General features: G+C 63.8%; 14 protein-coding genes and 1 pseudogene. 7 read left to right on the top strand and 8 right to left on the bottom strand.

Annotated features, from left to right (window positions below):
• Positions 1-162: 162 nt before the first annotated feature.
• Positions 163-897: an alpha/beta fold hydrolase gene (locus tag AC0QUY_RS05795; RefSeq protein ID WP_475386102.1), complete on the bottom strand. Its 735-nt coding sequence runs from the start codon at positions 895-897 to the stop codon at positions 163-165.
• Positions 898-965: 68 nt separating this feature from the next.
• Positions 966-3,494, bottom strand: a complete 2,529-nt coding sequence (locus AC0QUY_RS05790) for a glycogen/starch/alpha-glucan phosphorylase (RefSeq protein WP_202639304.1) — start codon at positions 3,492-3,494, stop codon at positions 966-968.
• Between the two features lie 234 nt (positions 3,495-3,728).
• On the opposite strand from AC0QUY_RS05790, the gene AC0QUY_RS05785 reads away from it, so the two are divergent.
• The gene (locus AC0QUY_RS05785; protein WP_475386101.1) at positions 3,729-3,959 is read left to right on the top strand and encodes a hypothetical protein; all 231 of its coding nucleotides are present in this window, start codon (positions 3,729-3,731) and stop codon (positions 3,957-3,959) included.
• Positions 3,960-3,980: 21 nt separating this feature from the next.
• Here the strand turns inward: AC0QUY_RS05785 and AC0QUY_RS05780 are convergent, their stop codons facing one another.
• Positions 3,981-4,211, bottom strand: a complete 231-nt coding sequence (locus AC0QUY_RS05780; protein ID WP_475386100.1) for a hypothetical protein — start codon at positions 4,209-4,211, stop codon at positions 3,981-3,983.
• Between the two features lie 166 nt (positions 4,212-4,377).
• Between AC0QUY_RS05780 and AC0QUY_RS05775 the strand changes: the two genes are divergently transcribed.
• Entirely contained in the window at positions 4,378-4,809 is a 432-nt protein-coding gene (locus tag AC0QUY_RS05775; RefSeq protein WP_161851478.1) for a hypothetical protein, read from the top strand.
• Between the two features lie 106 nt (positions 4,810-4,915).
• Here AC0QUY_RS05775 and AC0QUY_RS05770 read toward each other — a convergent pair whose 3' ends face one another.
• Positions 4,916-5,728 (bottom strand): DUF2865 domain-containing protein, encoded by an 813-nt coding sequence (locus tag AC0QUY_RS05770; RefSeq protein WP_475386099.1) that lies wholly within the window; start codon positions 5,726-5,728, stop codon positions 4,916-4,918.
• 259 nt (positions 5,729-5,987) lie between these two features.
• Positions 5,988-6,551 carry an orotate phosphoribosyltransferase gene (gene pyrE, locus AC0QUY_RS05765; RefSeq protein ID WP_475386098.1) on the bottom strand — a complete coding sequence of 188 codons (564 nt, stop codon included), beginning with the start codon at positions 6,549-6,551 and terminating at the stop codon, positions 5,988-5,990.
• 200 nt (positions 6,552-6,751) lie between these two features.
• Between pyrE and AC0QUY_RS05760 the strand changes: the two genes are divergently transcribed.
• Positions 6,752-7,378: a glutathione S-transferase family protein gene (locus AC0QUY_RS05760; protein WP_475386097.1), complete on the top strand. Its 627-nt coding sequence runs from the start codon at positions 6,752-6,754 to the stop codon at positions 7,376-7,378.
• 147 nt (positions 7,379-7,525) lie between these two features.
• On the opposite strand, the pseudogene AC0QUY_RS05755 reads toward AC0QUY_RS05760, so the two are convergent.
• The 3 genes and pseudogenes from AC0QUY_RS05755 to AC0QUY_RS05745 all read right to left on the bottom strand — a co-directional run bounded on the left by AC0QUY_RS05755 (position 7,526) and on the right by AC0QUY_RS05745 (position 12,692).
• Positions 7,526-8,162 (bottom strand): annotated as a pseudogene (locus AC0QUY_RS05755) (LysE family translocator).
• Positions 8,163-8,428: 266 nt separating this feature from the next.
• A complete protein-coding gene (polA, locus tag AC0QUY_RS05750) occupies positions 8,429-11,485 on the bottom strand; it encodes a DNA polymerase I (protein ID WP_475386096.1) in 3,057 nt (1,018 codons plus the stop codon).
• Positions 11,486-11,651: 166 nt separating this feature from the next.
• Entirely contained in the window at positions 11,652-12,692 is a 1,041-nt protein-coding gene (locus tag AC0QUY_RS05745) for an acyltransferase family protein (RefSeq protein WP_475386095.1), read from the bottom strand.
• A gap of 180 nt (positions 12,693-12,872) precedes the next feature.
• Here AC0QUY_RS05745 and AC0QUY_RS05740 point away from each other — a divergent pair, with 180 nt between their 5' ends.
• The 4 genes from AC0QUY_RS05740 (at position 12,873) to AC0QUY_RS05725 (ending at position 19,229) form a co-directional block, all read left to right on the top strand.
• Entirely contained in the window at positions 12,873-14,189 is a 1,317-nt protein-coding gene (locus AC0QUY_RS05740; protein ID WP_161851484.1) for a UDP-glucose dehydrogenase family protein, read from the top strand.
• 164 nt (positions 14,190-14,353) lie between these two features.
• Positions 14,354-16,831, top strand: a complete 2,478-nt coding sequence (hrpB, locus tag AC0QUY_RS05735; protein ID WP_475386094.1) for an ATP-dependent helicase HrpB — start codon at positions 14,354-14,356, stop codon at positions 16,829-16,831.
• Between the two features lie 259 nt (positions 16,832-17,090).
• Positions 17,091-17,612: a TIGR02281 family clan AA aspartic protease gene (locus AC0QUY_RS05730; protein ID WP_161851486.1), complete on the top strand. Its 522-nt coding sequence runs from the start codon at positions 17,091-17,093 to the stop codon at positions 17,610-17,612.
• A 117-nt stretch (positions 17,613-17,729) separates the two neighbouring features.
• Positions 17,730-19,229 (top strand): phosphomannomutase/phosphoglucomutase, encoded by a 1,500-nt coding sequence (locus tag AC0QUY_RS05725; RefSeq protein ID WP_475386093.1) that lies wholly within the window; start codon positions 17,730-17,732, stop codon positions 19,227-19,229.
• Positions 19,230-19,252 lie beyond the last annotated feature (23 nt).

The following is a 19,252-nucleotide window of genomic DNA, read 5'->3' as shown; positions in this document are numbered from 1 at the left end:
ACACCGTCATTGCGAGCGAAGCGACTTGTCCGCCGTAGCTCGAAGAGCGAAGGCGGAAGCAATCCATCGCGCCGCAAGCGGAGGAATGGATTGCTTCGTCGCTTACGCTCCTCGCAATGACGCGGATGCAGTATCGCTGCAATCCCGCCAAATTCAATGACCTCACGGGTAATGGATTTCCGTTCCCGGGATTGCAGACCCTCTCTTGTCGATGTGCTCGCAAAATTGATTGATTGCCTTGACCGCAGCGTCGGGGTAGGTCGCCAGCAGCATGTGCGAGGAATCGAACCAATGCACGTGGCAGCGTGGCTGCGCAGTTAGGATCTCGTCGACCTGCCTCTTGCTCACCAGGCGGTCGAAACGCCCTTGCAGGCACATCACGGGGCACGTGACCTCGCGTAGTCGATTGCGCTTGTCGACGCGAAGTACTTCGCGGGCACGGTATTGAAGGACCTTGTGAGGCAAGGTCGCCAATACGCGGCGAAGGCGAGCGGTGAGTTCAGGTGTGGCTGTCGATCCCATCAGTACTGCCGCAATGATGCGCTTGGGGAGCCACCTGAGGTCAAGGAGCCGAGTGAGTACAGTGAACAGCGCTGGTAGCGGATGTCGCGCAAAGCTCGATGCCAGGACCAATCCAACGGCTCGTGGGTCCGTGGCCGCAATCTCTATCGCGATCGGTCCGGAAAAGGATTCGCCGAGAACCGCGAACGGACGGTTCGGCACGCGTTCCCTGACATAGGTTACCAATTGAGCATAGCCCAGTGGTCGGTCGGGTGGGTACGCGATGAGTTGAACCGGGCGATACAAGGAGAGTTGATCTGCCAGTGCCCTCAGGAGCTCTCCCGTTCCGTCCATGCCCGGCAAGAGGATAATCGGAATACCTTCGGGCGCGTCCATCCGGCTATCATAGCATGTCGTGGCTCAAGCAAGTCCAGGGAGCTTGCGCGCTTGATGAAACGCGCGATCTAACCCTTCGCCTCGCGCTGGGCGCCTGCCTCCGGCACCGGCGCAGCCGCTCGCACCGGTACGTGCCAGATGTCTTCGGCATACTCGCGGATGGTGCGGTCGGAGGAAAACCACGGCATCCGCGCCACATTGAGGATCGAGGCGCGGGTCCAGGCCGGTATCACCTGCCAGCGGGCGTCGATGCCGCGCTGCGCCGCGTAATAGGAATCGAAGTCGGCTGAGACCATGTAGTGGTCGAGGTAGCGCAGCGCGTGGCCGATGGAAGCGAAGCGGGCGGGATCGTCGGGCGAGAAAGCGCCGCTTTCGATCGCGGTGATGGCCCGCGCCAGCCGCGGCGAGCGGCGGATGACGTCGGTCGCATCCAGGCCCTGCTTGCGCCGGACCATGACGTCGCCGGCTTCCATGCCGAAGATCGCGATGTTCTCCGCGCCGACATGGTCGCGGATTTCGATATTGGCGCCGTCGAGCGTACCAATGGTCAGAGCGCCGTTGAGCGCCAGCTTCATATTGCCGGTGCCGGAGGCTTCCATACCGGCGGTCGAAATCTGCTCGGAGAGATCGGCGGCCGGAATGATTACCTCGGCGAGGCTGACATTGTAGTCGGCGAGAAAGACCACCTTCAGCCTTCCAGCGACGTCGGGGTCGTTGTTGACGACTTCGGCGACATCGTTGATCAGCTTGATGATCAGCTTGGCGTAGCGATAGCTCGCTGCCGCCTTGCCGGCGAAGATTTTCACCCGCGGCACCCAGTCGCGCTGCGGCTCGTCCTTGATCGCCTGATACAGCGCGACGGTCTCGACGAGGTTGAGCAATTGCCGCTTGTATTCGTGGATGCGCTTGATCTGGATGTCGAACAGCGCCGACGGATCGACCTTGATGCTGGTACGCTCGTTGATCAGCCGCGCCAGCGCCAGCTTGTTCTGGTGCTTGACGTCGCGAAAACGCTGCTGGAACGCGTTGTCGCCGGCGCGCGCCTCTAGCCGTTCGAACAGCGAGAAGTCGTCCAGCACGGCCTCGCCGCAGACCTCGCGCAGCAGCTCCGTCAATTTTGGATTGGCCAGCATCAGCCAGCGGCGGAAGGTGATGCCGTTGGTCTTGTTGGTAATGCGGCCGGGATAGAGATGGTTGAGATCGTGGAACACGGTCTCCTTCATCAGGTCGGAGTGCATCGCCGAGACGCCGTTGATGCGGTGCGAGCCGACGAAAGCGAGCTGCCCCATCCGCACCCGCCGTCCGGACTTCTCGTCGATCAGCGACACCGAGGCGCGGTAATCGATGTCACCAGGACAACGCTGATCTGCCAGCGCCAGATGCGCGGTATTGATGCGGTAGATGATCTCGAGATGCCGCGGCAGCAGCCGCTCGAACAGTTCGACCGGCCAGGTCTCCAGCGCTTCCGGCAGCAGCGTGTGGTTGGTGTAGGAAAACGTCGCCACCGTGATCTTCCACGCTTCGTCCCAGCGGAAATTGTGCAGGTCGACCAGGATTCGCATCAGCTCGGTGACGGCAAGACTCGGATGGGTGTCGTTGAGCTGCACCGCGACCTTCGACGCAAGGCTGCGCAACTGCCCGTCGGAGGCGAGGTGCCGCTTGACCAGATCCTGCAGCGAGGCGGAGACGAAGAAATATTCCTGGCGCAGCCGCAGCTCGCGCCCCGCGGGGCTCTCGTCGTTCGGATAGAGGAATTTGCAGATCGATTCCGCGCGCGCCTCCTCGGCGACGGCGCCGAGGTAATCGCCGGTGTTGAAGACATCCAGCCGCAGCGGATCGGGCGAGCGCGCCGACCACAGCCGCAGCGCGTTGACGTGCTGGCCGCGCCAGCCGACGATCGGCGTGTCGTAGGCGACGGCCTGCACGGTTTCCGCCGGACGCCAGGTCGCGCGGTCGCGCCCGCGGTCGTCGACATGCTCGACATGGCCGCCGAAATGAATGTGATAGACTACCTCCGCCCGCAGGAATTCCCAGGGGTTGCCGAAGCCCAGCCATTCGTCCGGATATTCCTGTTGCCAGCCCTGCGAAATGATCTGGCGGAACAGGCCGAAATCGTAGCGGATGCCGTAGCCGATGGCGGGAATGGCCAGCGTCGCCATGCTCTCCATGAAGCACGCCGCGAGCCGCCCGAGACCGCCATTGCCGAGCGCCGCGTCCGGCTCGCATTTGCGCAAGTCATCAAGCCCGACGCCGAGATCGCCGAGCGCCGTCTCGAACAGCGGCAGCAGGCCCATATTGTTCAGCCCGTCGGTGAAGAGACGGCCGATCAGGAATTCGAGCGAGAGATAATAAACGCGCTTGCTGCCGGCGTCGTAGCTCTCTTTTTCCGCTGTCAGCCAGCGGTGCACGATGCGGTCGCGCAGCGCCAGCGCCGCGGCCTTGTACCAGTCGCGCCGGGTCGCCATGGCGGCGTCCTTGCCGATCGCAAGGCGGAGCTTGGCGAGGATCGCGCCCTTGATCTCGGCCAGCGCCAACTCGTCGACCGGCTGCCCCAGCACGGGATAGTTCCCCGGGAATTGTTCCTGCAACACGTTGATTCCTGCAGTTGAGACTTAAGACAAGATAAGCGCGTTGTACCGCGATCGAAACCACTGGGGCGGTTTGTGCACTGCGCTGGCATGATTTTATGCAAGGACCGGGCCGATTTCGCGGCATTGGCGGTCGGGTTTTGGTGATATAATCGTGGCGCGAAGCGAGGGAGAGCTGGGTTTCTAGTGGCCGGGTGCCAGTGCGCGCGAAGCAGTTGCGTGCCGCCAGAACGGAGGCTTGCCATGAGACTGACGATCGAGATCGCCGCCGCTACGCTATTGGTAGTTTGCATCAGTGCCACCAGCGCGGCCTTTGCCGCTGGTAAGGCCGGCAAGAGCGCCGACGCCTTGGGTTGCTCGTACAGCGTCACGAAAGGCGCTTCGCCCGCCGCGCGCTGTGCAGCGATGAAGCGGCAGTGCGGTGGAAAGTTCTACGCCAATTATTGCGGCGACAAGCTGTTGTCGGCGATGTGAGGGATTGAAGGGCCTCGACGGTTATGCCGCGGCGCCGTCCCAGTCCTGGCCTTCCTCGGCGAGCGCGGGGTAGCGCAGATAAAGCTTTTGCAGCAGCTCGAAATGAAGTGCGGACGATATCTCGTCGAGCGCGGTGGACAGCAACGCCCGATCATTGCTGTCGAGCGTGGATACGATCGTATTCGCGCGATCGATCGCGTCGGCCGCTTGCAATAACAGCGACCGGATCTGGTTGGCCTGCGTCCCGTTCATTGTTCCGATCCTTTGCCCAAAACCGCAGGAACGACCCTTGATAGGAAATATTTTGTCCGGCCGCCAGAACAAATTAAGAACAATTTAGCAAGTATCTGATATATCATTGTGATTCGGCGCGTCGCCGACACAACATTTATGGTCTATCCGAGTTTGCGAGGACTACATGTCCACCATCGCCTTCGATCAGTTCGCCCTCACCCGCATCGCCGATTTCGCGCGCTCGCTGTCGCGCCTGCACCAGGCCTCGCGCCGCCAGGTCGTCGACGACGACGCGATCGACCGCGAGTTCAACGCGGTCTGCATGTCGGTGTGGGGCTACACCACGGACGATTTCAGCGACGAGCTGTTTTCGATCGCGGACCACGCCTTTCTCGACGGGCTGGACGAAGCGCAGGCGCGCATCTTCGCCGCCGAACAGGGCTACGACCTCGTCGACGATCAGGGCATGCTGACGGACTGGTGGGGGTATTGCTGGATGATTCTCGCCGAGAAACGCGGATTGCTGACGCCGGAAAACCGCGCCGCGGCGCGGGCGGCGATCGAGGAAAAATATCTGTCGGCGCCGAATGTGATCGGCGTCATCGTCGGGCGGTGAATGCACTCGGGCATCAATCGCGTGACCCGGCCCCATTCTACTTTGCATGGGGTTGTTTTCGATATTTTGTGTCCGGGCTCAGCGGTGGAAGATCGTCAGTCCCGCTTTAGTTCACTTCCGCCCGCTTCGCCTGCTTCGGCGCAGCGGTCTTCGGTATCGAGGCGGTCGGCAACTCGACGTCGCGTCTTGTTTCGGGAAGCGGCGCGTTCGCCGCGACCGTTTCCGCGCTGACCGGCGCGACCTTCATTTCGCCGAGCCGGGCGCGGACTTCTGCCGTCAGCCCGGGATAGGAGGCGACGGGCGTGAACTCGGCGGTCTGATCGGCGCCGAGGCGCACGCCGGTATAGGCGACCAGACCGTCGGTCGTGGCTATGACGTCGCCGGAGCGGAGCGAGGTGTCCAGCGTGAGATCGACCGGCGCAAGCCCGGACGGGCTCCTGCCGTTGCAGGTGCAATCGGCACTCAGCGCCTTGCGGTAGGCGTAGGCGTTTTCGCTGTCGGCATAGCGCTCGCCGCCGCTCGCGGTCGCATGATCGATGCTGCTGCCGTAAAACACCTTGGTCGCGCTCGCCGGGCAGAAGGCCTGGCAGGTCTGAACCGGAGAAACATTACCGCGCATGGTCAGCGGAAAATATTTGCCGTCGCAGCTACGCACGCAGAACGCAGGGCCGCTGGAGCCCGCAACGCGCGGCGCCGGTGCGGGCTGGGGCGGCTGATGGTTGCCGAACGGATCGGCGAAGAAGTTGGCCGGCGAGGGGGCCTGCCGCGCCTGCTGCTTCTGGATGCCGCCGAACAGGAAATCGAACAGTCCTTCGGCGGAGACGCTGCCGGGTGCCAGCGTGAGGGAACTCGCCAGGGTCGCGGCGGCCACAAACGTCGCGCGGCGCCGCACGCGCGAAAAAGCCAACTCTGTACGCAACGCCAACTCCACCCAACGCAACAAACGCGCTGAAGCGCGACAGGCTTCAGTTCGGGTAACCTTAACGGGGGATGGTAAATGAGCTTTTACTGGCGGCGAGAAGGCCGAAAAGAAATGCCGAGGCAAGTGAGGAGTTTCGCTCTCCGCGTCATGGCCGGGCTTGACCCGGCCATCCACGTCTTTCTAACCACGCTAGCCTCAAGACGTGGATGCCCGGGACAAGCCCGGGCATGACGGCGGGTGCGGAAAACTAGCCGTCTCACCCCTTCAAGAATTCACCGGCCTTGTACAGCGAGCGAAACTCGAGCCCTGCTTCCGCAAAGGCTTCGGTCGCGCCTTCCTCGCGGTCGACCATGGTGAGCACCAGCACGATCTCGCCGCCGGCATCGCGCACGGCCTCAACCGCCTTCAGCGCCGAGCCGCCGGTCGTGGTGACGTCCTCGACGATCACGATGCGCTTGCCCTGCAGGGTCTCGCCCTTGGCGAGCCCTTCTACTGCGAGGCGTGCGCCATGCTCCTTCGGCTTCTTGCGCACGAAGAAGGCCGCGATCGGATGACCCTTGATCCAGGAGAGCTGCGCGATCGCGCCCGCCAGCGGGACGGCGCCCATCTCCAACCCGCCGATGAAATCGAGGTTGTCGTCCTTCAGCGCCTCGTAGGTCAGCTCGGCCAGCAGCGCCGCGCCTTCGGGGTCGAGCATGGTCGGCTTGAGGTTGAAGTAGAAGTCGCTCTTGCGGCCCGACGCCAGTGTGATCTCGCCGCGTCCGAACGAGCGTCTGCGGATGATCTCGGCGAGGCGGGCGCGGGAGGCTGATTTGGACAAAGGCGGTTTCCCCTGGGGGTTTCAGGCGGGCCGCAATCTATCGGCGCTCTCGGGCACATTCCAGCGCCGATCCGGCGCCGTCAACAGGGCACGATGTCCGATACCTTCAAAGGCCGGCGAGCTCGTATGCCCCAGCCGCTGTTGTAACGCCCCGGAGTTCCGGGGTAGTGGATACCCGCTTTCCGCGGGGTAAAACAAAAATGACAATCGAACTGCACACCTGGAACACGCCGAACGGCCGCAAAATCTCGGTCGCGCTGGAGGAAATGGAGCTGCCCTACAAGGTGATCCCGATCAACATCACCAAGGGTGAGCAGATGGCGCCCGACTTCATCAAGATCAGCCCGAACAACAAGATTCCGGCCATCGTCGATCCCGACGGTCCGGGCGGCAAGCCGGTCAGCATCTTCGAGTCAGGCGCGATCCTGCTCTATCTCGGCGAAAAGACCGGCAAGTTCCTGCCGAAGCCGCTGGCCGAGCGGATCCCGGTCTATGAATGGCTGATGTGGCAGATGGGCGGCTTCGGGCCGTTTCCGGGCCAGGTACATCATTTCATCGCGCTGGAGAATGAAACCGACCGCGCCTACGGCCTGAAACGCTACATGACCGAGACGCGCCGGCTCTATGGCGTCCTCGATCGGCGGCTGGCCGACCGCGAATTCGTGGCAGACGCGCTGTCGGTCGCCGACTTCGCCATTCTCGGCTGGGCCTGGCGCCACCCGCGCCACAAGGTGGAGCTGAAGGATTTCCCGAACGTCGAGCGCTGGTACAACGCACTGATGGCCCGCCCGGCGACCAAGCGCGGCATGGAAGCGAAGCTGGATTAGCGGAAGCGCCTTGCTTTCTTCCTTCTCCCCTTGTGGAAGAAGGTGGCGTGGACGCAGTCCACGCCGGATGAGGGGTTCTCTCCGCGGAGACGGACCCCTCACCGCGCGATTGATCCACCCCTCCCACAAGGGGAGAGGGGAAGGGCGCTACGCCCGCTTCGCCTCGAACGCCATCTTCACCGCAAGCCCCGCCAGCACGGTGCCCATCAGCCAGCGCTGCACCAACAGCCATGTCGGCCGCGTACCGAGGAACATCGCGATCGATCCGGCGGCGAGCGCGATCATCGCGTTCACGCTGACGCTGATTACGGTCTGGATCGTGCCGAGCACGAGCGACTGCGTCAGCACGCTGCCGACCGCAGGATCGATGAACTGCGGCAGCAGCGCCAGATACAGCATCGCGATCTTCGGATTGAGCAGATTGGTGACGAACCCCATCGCGAATAATTTGCGCGGGCCGTCGGCGGCGAGCTTCTTCACCTGAAACGGCGAGCGCCCGTTCGGTTTCAGTGCCTGCCACGCCAGCCACAGCAAGTAGGCAGCGCCGGCGAACCGCAGCGCGTCATAGGCGTAGGGCACCGCGAACAACAACGCCGTGATGCCGAACGCCGCGCACAGCATGTAGAACACGAAGCCGAGCGCGACACCGCCGAGCGACACGATCCCCGCTGCGGGCCCTTGCGTGATCGAGCGCGAGATCAGGTAGATCATGTTCGGCCCCGGCGTCAGCACCCATGCCGAGCGAGACCAGGGCGAAGCCGAGCAGTGTTGCGATGTGTGGCATGGGAGACTCGCGGAAGTGATGGGCACGTTTCTAGCGTGCGCTACGCCGCGATGTCATTTCGTATATTGCTCCGAGGACATTTGTGCGCGCCACAATCGACGGTGCACTCCCTTGCCCCGCTCTTGCGGGGAGAGGGTCGGGGTGAGGGGCTCTATCCGCGAGTCCTGCTCGTGGTGGGTCCGGTACCCGCTCACCCGGATCGCAACGGCGATCCGACCTCTCCCCGCAAGCGGGGCGAGGTTAAGGAGCGCCGCGTCAGCGGCGCTCTAATGCGCCTCTTCCCAGTTATTCGCCGCGCGCGCGTCCACTTGCAGCGGCACCGAGAGCACGACCGCCGGGAACGGCGCGTCCTGCATCACGTGCTGCACCACCGGCAGCGTCGCCGCCACCTCTGCGTCGGGTACTTCGAAGATCAGCTCGTCATGCACCTGCAGCAGCATCTGCGCCGACAGCTTCTTCTCCGCCAGTGCGTCGTCCATCCGCGTCATGGCGCGGCGGATGATGTCGGCGGCGGTGCCTTGCAGCCGCGCGTTGATCGCGGCGCGCTCGTTGAAGGAGCGGACCGAGGCGTTGGAGGCTTTGATGTCGGGGTAATGACACTTTCGGCCGAACAGCGTCGTGACATAGCCGTTTGTCCGGCAGAACTCCCGCGTCTCGTCCATGTAGGCGCGGATGCCCGGGAAGCGCTCGAAGTATTTCTTGATGTAGGCGGAGGCTTCCTCGCGGGCGATGCCGAGCTGGTTGGCGAGGCCGAACGCCGAGATGCCGTAGATGATGCCGAAATTGATCGCCTTGGCCCGGCGCCGCACTTCGCCCGGCATGTCCTTGATCGGCACGCCGAACATTTCGGACGCCGTCATGGCGTGAATGTCGAGTCCGTCGCGGAACGCCTGCTTCAGCACGGGAATGTCGGCGATCTCAGCCAGTAGCCGCAATTCGATCTGTGAATAGTCCGCCGACACCAGCTTGTGGCCGGGCGTCGCGACAAAGGCGCGGCGGATCTTGCGGCCGTCCTCGGTGCGCACCGGAATGTTCTGCAGGTTCGGCTCGTTCGACGATAGCCGCCCCGTGGTGGTCGCGGCCAGCGCGTAGGTCGTGTGCACGCGATGGGTCTGCGGGTGAACGTATTCCGGCAGTGCGTCGGTGTAGGTCGATTTCAGTTTCGACACCTGCCGCCATTCCAGAATCTTCTTCGGGAATTCGTGGCCCTGTTCGGCAAGTTCGTCGAGGATCTGTGCCGAGGTCGACCACGCGCCGGTCTTGGTCTTGGTGCCGCCGGGTATTCCCATCTTGCCGAAGATGATGTCGCCGATCTGCTTGGGGCTGCCGACATTGATCGGCTCGCCGGCAATTTCCTGCAACTCGGCTTCGACCCGCGCCGCGGTCTGGGCGAAATCGCCCGACAGCCGCGACAGTACCTGGCGATCGATCGAAATGCCGCGCCGCTCCATCCGTGCCAGCACGGTGACCAGCGGCCGCTCCAGCGTCTCATAGACCGTCGTCAGGCGCTCGGCGGCGAGCCGCGGTTTCAGCGCGCGGTGCAGCCGCAAGATCATGTCGGCGCTTTCGGCCGAATAGGCGGTCGCCTTGTCGATCGCAACCTGGTCGAAGGTTAGTTTGTTCTTGCCGCTGCCGGTGAGCTCGCCATGGCTGAGGACGGCATGGCCGAACCAGCGTTCGGCGAGCGATTCCAGCGCGTGCGAGTTGCGCCCGGCATCGAGCGCGTACGACATCAACTGCGCGTCATCGACATTGCGCAGGGTGACGCCGTGCTGCGCCAGCATCACGGCATTGAACTTGATGTTAAAGCCGATCTTGAGAATGCCTGCGGATTCCAGCAGCGGCTTCAGCGCGGCCAGCGCATCGCCCGCCTTGATCTGGTCCGGCGCCAATCCGGCGTCGAACAGGCCCGCGCCGCCGCCGGGCTGCTTGTGGGCGAGCGGCACGTAGCAGGCGTCGTTCGGCGCCAGCGCCAGCGCGATGCCGCAGATGTCGGCCTGCATCGGATCGTCCGAGTTCGCCTTGGCGTCGATCGCGAAAGCGCCGGCATCGTAAGCGCGCGTAATCCAGGCCTTGAGTTCGGTGGCATTGCCAATGGTCTGGTACTTGCCGCGGTCGACCGGCAGTTTTCGCAACGCCTCGGCGCGCACGGCGGCGAGCGAGACCGGCGAGCCCCTGTGGCTGGCGGATTTATCCTGCTTGTCGCCGCCGGTCTTGCCCGGGGCGGGCCCCGCTTTGCCGGCGGGCGGGGCGTCGAACAGCGTTGCGCCCTCAGAGTAGCCCTCCGGCTTCTTGCCTGATGGTGGCACCGCGAAAACACTGGCGCCGCTTTTGTTGCCTGCATCCGGCTCGATGTCGGCTGGATCGATCTGCGAATATTCGGCGACACGGCGGGTGAGGGTGGAGAATTCCATCGCCTTCAGGAACGCGATCAGCTTGCGCGCGTCGGGCTCATGCACGGCGAGGTCGTCGAGCGGCACTTCGAGATCGACCTTGTCGTCGAGCAGCACCAGTTGCCGCGAAATCCGCGCCTTCTCGGCGTTCTCGATCAAGGCCTCGCGCCGCTTCGGCTGCTTGATCTCGCCGGCGCGGAACAGCAGCTGCTCCAGGTCGCCATATTCAATGATCAGTTGGGCGGCGGTCTTGACGCCGATGCCGGGTACGCCCGGCACGTTGTCGGTGGAATCGCCGGCCAGCGCCTGCACCTCCACCACCTTCTCCGGCGGAACGCCGAATTTCTCGATCACCTCAGGGATGCCGATGCGGCGATCCTTCATGGTGTCGTACATGGTGACGCAGTCGGTCACGAGTTGCATCAGGTCCTTGTCCGAGGACACGATGGTGGCGGAAGCGCCGCGCTCGCAGGCGATGCGGACATAGGTCGCGATCAGATCGTCGGCCTCGAAGCCGACCTGTTCCAGGCAGGGCAGGTCGAACGCGCGCACCGCCTCGCGGATCAATGCAAATTGCGGAATCAGATCATCGGGCGCCGGCGGTCGGTGCGCCTTGTAATCGGGATAGAGCTTGTTGCGGAACGTGATCTCGGATTTGTCGAACACGATCGCCAGATGCGTCGGCCGGTCATCCTCCGGCATGTCGCGGAGCAGCTTCCACAGCATGTTGCAGAAGCCGAGCACCGCATTGACCTGCAGCCCGTCGGATTTTCGGTTCAGCGGCGGCAGCGCGTGATAGGCGCGGAAAATGTACGAGGAACCGTCGACCAGGAACACATGGTCGCCCTTGCCCGGATTTTTGGCGGGCGCTTTGGTTGGGGAGGCGGCGGGAGCGGGTTTGGCGGCGGCTTTGGGGGCTGATTTCGGCATGGCCGAAATTTAAGGATTTTTGCGCGGATTGACAGCCTTGGGAGGTGGATCGACCACAGATTCTCTTGTCATGGCCGGGCTTGACCCGGCCATCCATCTTCCTGTGAAGAAAGCGATAGATGCCCGGATCAAGTCCGGGCATGACGAGCTTGCTGTGATCGCGGACCTATTCCGCCGGCTGCAGTGCGGGCCGGGCCTTTTTCGGCGCGATCCAGAACGCGGCGGGCCGCTCGAACAGGAAGTTCGCCCGCACCGCCAGCGCCAGCCGCCAGATCAGAACCGCACCCGCGACGCCGGCAACGGTCACGATCAGGGAAACCATCCCGATATCGGCGATCATCCCGGTCTTGAGCAGCAGCGTTCGGGTCACCGCCATCGGCAGGAAGAAGGCGAGATAGATGACGATGGAATGCTCGCCGCAATAGCGCAGGAAGTTCAGCCACTGCATCCGCGCCAGCAGCGTGCCCATGACGATAATGGCGCCTGCGCCCGCAAACCCAAGCGCGAGCGAAACCAGCGGCCATTCGTCAAAGCCGGACGCGACCAGCGCGCCGTTGACGATCGCCCACAGTGCGAGGCCGGCAAGCGCCAGCACGGGCTTCTCCCGTGAACGATCCGACAGAGCGAATACGTAAGAAGCAAACAGGTAGCCGGAATAGAAATAGACGAAGTGCCCGCAAAATTCGTCAATCACGGTCCAGCCGGTCGCGACATGCGCCATCTCCAGCGCCGCGGCCACGATCCAGATCGCAGCCGACGGCAACTTGCGTGACAGTTTTGTGACGATGAAGAACACCGGCAGCAGATAAATGAACCAGAGCGTACCGAACGGCTCGATGAAGGTTTGCAGATACAGCATGCCGACATGCTGCCAGCCGCCTTCCGCGGCAAAGCCCGGCGCCTTGAAGCCGAACTGGATCGCCACCCACAGCAGATAGAAATAGGCAAAGTGCACGACCTTGCGGTCGAGATAGGTGCGCCAGTTGCGATCGATCACGACTGCCAGGAACAGGCCCGAAATCAGGAAGAAATCCGGCATCCGGAACGGTTTTGCGAACATCACGAAGGCATGCATGAAACCGGTCTGATCGGCCGCTTTTTCCACGCCCAGCACCGAATGCATCATCACGACCATGACGATGCAGATGCCCTTGGCATAGTCCACCCAGTCGATGCGTGGGGAAGCGGATGTGCCGTTTGAAGTCATCAGTGTCCCTTTTCGGCGCGAGGCGGCCGCATCTTCGGCCCGATCCGTTGCTTTCTCCTTTATTCATTCAAATGACATGCCGGAATCGCGCGCTTTTCCGGTTTTCCCTTTTGCTGAAAAATGTTCTAAGACGCCGGCAAATTCGCCGTTGGCGTTAACCATCAAATACGGGTTGTTTTCATGCGGATTGCCATGATCGGCACGGGCTATGTGGGGCTGGTATCCGGCGCCTGCTTTGCGGATTTCGGCCACCGGGTCACCTGCGTGGACAAGGATGCCGGCAAGATCGAAGCCCTGCGCAGAGGTGAAATCCCGATTTTCGAGCCCGGGCTCGACGCGCTTGTCGCCTCCAACGTCAAGGCCAACCGGCTGGACTTCACCACCGACCTGACGGCGCCGGTCGCGGAAGCCGATGCCGTTTTCATCGCGGTCGGCACGCCGTCGCGGCGCGGCGATGGCCATGCCGACCTCACTTACGTCTACAGCGCCGCGCGCGAGATCGCCGCAGTGCTCTCGGGCTTTACGGTGGTGGTGACGAAATCGACCGTGCCGGTCGGCACCGGCGACGAGGTCGAGCGGCTGATCCGCGAAGCCAATCCGTCGGCCGATGTGGTGGTCGCCTCCAATCCGGAATTTTTGCGCGAGGGAGCGGCGATCCGCGACTTCAAATTCCCCGACCGCATCGTGGTCGGCACCGACGACGAACGCGGGCGCAAGGTGCTCGGCGACGTCTACCGGCCGCTGTCGCTGAACCAGGCGCCCGTGATGTTTACGGCGCGGCGCACGGCTGAGCTGATCAAATACGCGGCGAACGCGTTCCTCGCCACCAAGATCACCTTCATCAACGAGATTGCCGATCTCTCCGAAAAGGTCGGCGCCGACGTGCAGCAGGTCGCGCGCGGTATCGGGCTCGACAATCGCATCGGCTCGAAATTCCTGCACGCCGGCCCGGGTTTCGGCGGCTCCTGCTTTCCGAAGGATACCCGCGCGCTGGTCAAGATCGCGCAGGATCATGATGTGCAACTGCGCATCGTCGAGGCCGTGCTCGGCGTCAATGACATCAGAAAGCGGGCGATGGCGCGCAAGGTGTCGAGTGCCGCCGGCAACCTGCGCGGCAAGACGGTTGCGGTGCTCGGCCTCACCTTCAAGCCCGACACCGACGACATGCGCGAGGCGCCGTCGATCCCGCTGGTCACCGGCCTGCTCGACATGGGTGCGAAAGTGCGCGCGCACGATCCGGTCGGCATGGAGCAGGCGAAAAAGGAACTGCCCGAGATCGAGTATTGCGACGATCCCTATGAGTGCGTGAAGGGAGCGGACGCCATGGTGATCGTCACCGAATGGGTGCAATTCCGCGCGCTCGACCTGGAGCGTATCAAGGGTGCGATGGCACAGCCCGTCGTGGTCGACCTGCGCAACATCTACCGTCCCGAGGACATGGCGGCGCACGGCTTTACCTATGAGAGCGTGGGGCGGGCGTCTGAGCCCGGAATTTGATACGCTGTCACGCTGCCGGGAATTCGGTCATGGCCGGGCGTAGCCGTCCGAAGGACGGCGTCGCTTCCGCTCGCCTATGCCCAGCCATCCACGTCTTGATTTCTGGCGGCGAAGAAAGACGTGAATGCCCGGCACAAGGCCGGGCATGACGACGTGGTGATATCTTGTCCCGCACATTCGACACCCCTCTTCCGATCGACGCGGTGCTCGACGAACTCGATCGCACGCTTGCGGGCAACAACACCGCGGTGCTGGTGGCTCCTCCCGGCGCCGGCAAGACCACGCGGGTGCCGCTGGCGTTGCTCGAGGCACCGTGGCTGAAGAACAAGAAGATCATCATGCTCGAGCCGCGGCGGATCGCGGCGCGGGCCAGCGCGGAGCGGATGGCGCGGACGCTCGGCGAGCGGGCGGGGGAGACCGTCGGCTATCGCGTCCGCTTCGGCTCAAAGATCTCGCGCGCGACCCGGATCGAGGTCGTCACCGAGGGAATCTTCTCGCGGCAGATTCTCGATGACCCTGAATTGAACGGCGTCGCCGCCGTGCTGTTTGACGAATTCCATGAGCGCTCGCTCGATGCCGATCTGGGGCTCGCGCTTGCCCGCGACGCGCAGACCGGCTTGCGCGAAGATCTGCGTATCCTGGTGATGTCGGCAACGCTCGACGGCGCGCGGGTCGGTAAACTGCTCGGCGACGCGCCGGTGGTTGCGAGCGAAGGCCGCGCCTTTCCGGTCGAGACGCGCTATCTCGGCCGCAAGGCGGATGCGCCGATCGAGCGGCAGATGGCGGATGCGATCGCCACCGCGCTGCGTGCCGATCCCGGTTCGGTTTTGGCTTTCCTGCCGGGGGCCGCCGAAATCCGCCGCACGCAGAATTTTCTCGCCGAGCGGGTTCATGATGCGAGTGTGGAAATCGTGCCGCTGTTCGGCGCACTTGATGCAGCCGTGCAGGACCGTGCCATCGCACCGGCGCCGAAAGGAACGCGCAAGGTCGTGCTGGCAACATCGATTGCCGAGACTTCGCTGACCATCGAGGGCGTCCGCATCGTCGTCGATTCCGGCTTGGCGCGGGTGCCGCGCTATGAGCCCGATATTGGCCTGACGCGCCTGGAAACCGTGCGCGCCTCGCGCGCCGCGGTCGATCAGCGCCGCGGCCGCGCCGGCCGCACCGAGCCCGGTGTCTGCTACCGGCTATGGGACGAGCCGCAGACCGCGTCGCTTGCCGCTTACACCCAGCCGGAAATTCTCTCGGCCGATCTTTCCTCGCTGGTGCTCGATCTCGCGCAATGGGGCGTCCGCGATCCCGCAACGCTGGCGTTTCTCGACCCCCCGCCTGCGCCGGCATTGAAAGAGGCCAACAGCCTGCTCCTCGAACTCGGCGCGCTTGACGGCGATGGCCGGATCACCGCGGAAGGCCACAGCCTGCGGGCGTTGGCGCTGCCGCCGCGGCTGGCGCGCATGATCGTGGATTCGCATCGGCTGGGGGCGGGCGAAGAGGCGGCCGAAATCGCGGCGATCCTGACCGAGCGCGGGCTCGGCGGCGACAGCGTCGATCTCGACGTCAGGCTCGACCAATTCCGCCGCGACCGCTCGCCCCGCGCGACCAGCGCCCGCAGCCTGGCGCAGCGCTGGGCGCAACAAGTGGCGACAACGGAGGGGGCGCCCGAAGAGGACGCCTCGCCCTCCACCGGCATCATGCTCGCGCTTGCCTTTCCGGATCGTGTCGCGCGCAATCGCGGAAATGGCAGCTTTGTTCTCGCCAATGGCCGCGGCGCCGCTGTCGAGCAAGCCTCGTCGCTGGCGCGCACGCCCTATATCGCGGTGGGCGAACTGACCGGCACCGCCGCGCAAGGACGCATCCTCCTTGCCGCGCCGATCGCGCAGGCCGATATCGAAACGCGCTTTGCCGACCAGATCGAGAATGCGGATGAGATCTCGTTCGATCGCAGCGCGATGGCGCTACGCGCGCGCCGCAAGCGGACATTGCACGCGATCACGCTGTCGGAAGCGCCGATGGCACTGTCGCCCTCGGCGGAGACCGCGCGCATTTTCGCCGCGGGATTGATCGCCGCCGGGCTCGACAAATTGCCGTGGTCGAAAGCGCTGAAGCAGTGGCGCGACCGCGTGATGTTTCTGCGCAAGGCGGAGGGCGAAAGCTGGCCCGACCTGTCGGATGCGGCGCTCGCGGCCGACAGCGAGAACTGGCTGGTACCGGCGCTCTACGACAAGACCTCGCTGAAGGATTTTTCGCCTGGTGATCTCTCGGACGCGCTGATGACTCTATTGCCGTGGGAGTTGCGCGCGAGGCTGGAGCGCGAGGCGCCGACGCATTTCGAGGCGCCGACCGGCACCATGCTGGCCATCGACTACGAGGCCGAGCAGGGCCCGACCATTGCCGTGCGCCTGCAGGAATTGTTCGGGCTCAACACCCATCCCTCGATCGCCAAAGGCGCTGTGCCGCTGGTGCTGGAATTGCTGTCCCCGGCGCAGCGGCCGGTGCAGGTGACACGCGACCTTCCGGGCTTCTGGCGCGGCAGCTATGCCGCCGTGCGCTCCGACCTGCGCGGCCGCTATCCCCGCCACCCCTGGCCGGAAGACCCGGCGAATGCGCTGCCGACGCGAAGGGTTAAGCCGCGGGGGACGTAAGTCAGTTAACCACCTCTCCCCGCTCTTCGCGGGGAGAGGGTTTGTCTCTGCGAGTACCGGTGCCGAGATAGCCGTACCCGCTCACCCGGATTGCTCCGCAATCCCGACCTCTCCCCCGCAAGCGGGGCGAGGTTGAAGACGGCCCCGTTAACGCTTCACTCATCCTTTTCGTCAAAATGGCAGGCCCGGCCATCGCCGTTAGTCGCGGGTTCGCGACTGGCGTGGTGATATCGGTGGTCTGGCAAAGCGAGCGTGGCGTATGCGTAACCTGATGATCCTTGCCGCCGTTCTGGTTGGCCTCGGCACCTATATGGGGCAGATGGCGAGCAAGATGTCGGCGGCACCGGCGCCGGCACCCGCCAGCGCACCGCCGAAAAAGGCTCCGCCGCAAACGGTCGCGCAAGCCTCCGGCCGCACCCTCGACATTCCCCGCGATGCCCGCGGTCATTTCCAGACCGACGGCCACATCGACGGCCAGCGCATCAATTTCCTGGTCGATACCGGCGCCTCGCTGGTGGCGTTGAATGAGAAGTCCGCGGCCCGCTTCGGCCTGCGTCCTTCCCTCAGCGACTACAACGCGACTGTCTCCACCGCCAACGGCACCATCAAGGCCGCGCGCGCGCGGCTGGCGATGATCGACCTCGGCGGTCTGGTGGTGCGGGACGTCGACGCGCTGGTGCTGCCGGACGAAGCGCTGTCGGAAAACCTGCTCGGCATGTCGTTCCTGTCGAAGCTGAAACGCTTCAACTATGCCAACGGCAGGCTTGTGCTGGAACAGTAAGGTTACCCGGCTACCAAACCGCCGCAATTGATCGCCACAACGCGCCGGCCCGCTATCGCCCGGCCTGCGTATTCGCTATGGCTGCGGTTCCCTCAGCATTCACGACAAGGTCATTTCATGTTTCCGAAGCCCAAATCCGCGCTGGTTCCGAATACCTATGCCTTCGAATCCGGGCCGATGGTGAAGGCAACCGGCTTTCGCGAATATGATGCGCGATGGCTGTTCGAGAAGGAAATCAACCTGATGGGCGTGCAGGCGCTGGGCATGGGGCTCGGCGCGCTGATTGCGGAACTTGGCGTCAAACAGGAAATCGTCACCGGCCATGATTTCCGCGGCTATTCGGCCTCGATCAAGTACGCGCTGATTTCCGGTCTGATGGCGGCGGGCTGCAAGGTGCATGACGTCGGACTTGCGGTAACGCCGATGGCCTATTTCGCGCAGTTCGATCTCGACGTGCCCTGCGTCGCGATGGTGACGGCGTCGCATAACGACAATGGCTGGACCGGCGTCAAGATGGGCGCCAACCGCCCGCTCACTTTCGGTCCCGACGAGATGACGCGGCTGAAGGAAATCGTGCTCAACGCCGAGTTCAAGAACAAGGTCGGCGGCTCCTACCAATTCCACGAGAATTTCCCGGCGCGCTACATCGCCGATCTCACCAGTCGTCCCAAGCTGAAGCGCAAGCTCAAGGTCGTTGCCGCCTGCGGCAACGGCACCGCGGGCGCGTTTGCGCCGCAGGTGCTGGAGGCGATCGGTTGCGAGGTGATCCCGCTCGACACCGAGCTCGACCACACCTTTCCGAAATACAATCCGAACCCTGAAGACATGGAAATGCTGCACGCGATCCGCGACGCCGTGCTCAAGCACAAGGCCGATGTCGGCTTGGGCTTCGACGGCGACGGCGATCGCTGCGGTGTTGTCGACAATACCGGCGAGGAAATCTTCGCCGACAAGGTCGGCGTGATGCTGGCGCGCGACATGTCAGCGATCCACAAGGATGCGCAGTTCGTCGTCGACGTGAAATCGACCGGCCTGTTCGTGACGGACCCGGTGCTGCAAAAGCAGGGCGCAAGAACCGCCTACTGGAAGACCGGCCATTCCTACATGAAGCGCCGCACCAACGAGATGGGCGCGTTGGCGGGGTTCGAAAAGTCAGGCCACTTCTTCTTCAACAAGCCGTTCGGTCGCGGCTATGACGATGGCCTGGTCTCGGCGATCGCGATCTGCGAGATGCTCGATCGCGCGCCGGATAAGTCGATGGCCGACCTGAAGAACGCGATTCCCAAGACCTGGTCGTCGCCGACGATGTCGCCCCATTGCGGTGACGAGGTGAAGTACGGCGTGGCGGATGCCGTGGTGAAGCATTTTGAAGCGCTGCAGAAGAAGGGCGACAAGGTCGCCGGCCAGAAGATCCGCGATCTCGTCACCGTCAACGGCGTGCGCGTCACGGTCGAGGACGGAAGCTGGGGCCTGGTGCGGGCCTCATCCAACAAGCCGGAGCTTGTGGTAGTGGTCGAGAGCCCGGTCTCCGAACAGCGCATGCGCGACATGTTCGAGGCGATGGATTCCGTGCTGCGCACGCATCCCGAAGTCGGCGAGTATAATCAGAAGATCTAGAAGACCGCTCCATCTCGCCGGCC

This window comes from Bradyrhizobium sp. WYCCWR15520, assembly GCF_056174665.1.
This window is presented reverse-complemented; position numbering and strand designations above follow the sequence as displayed.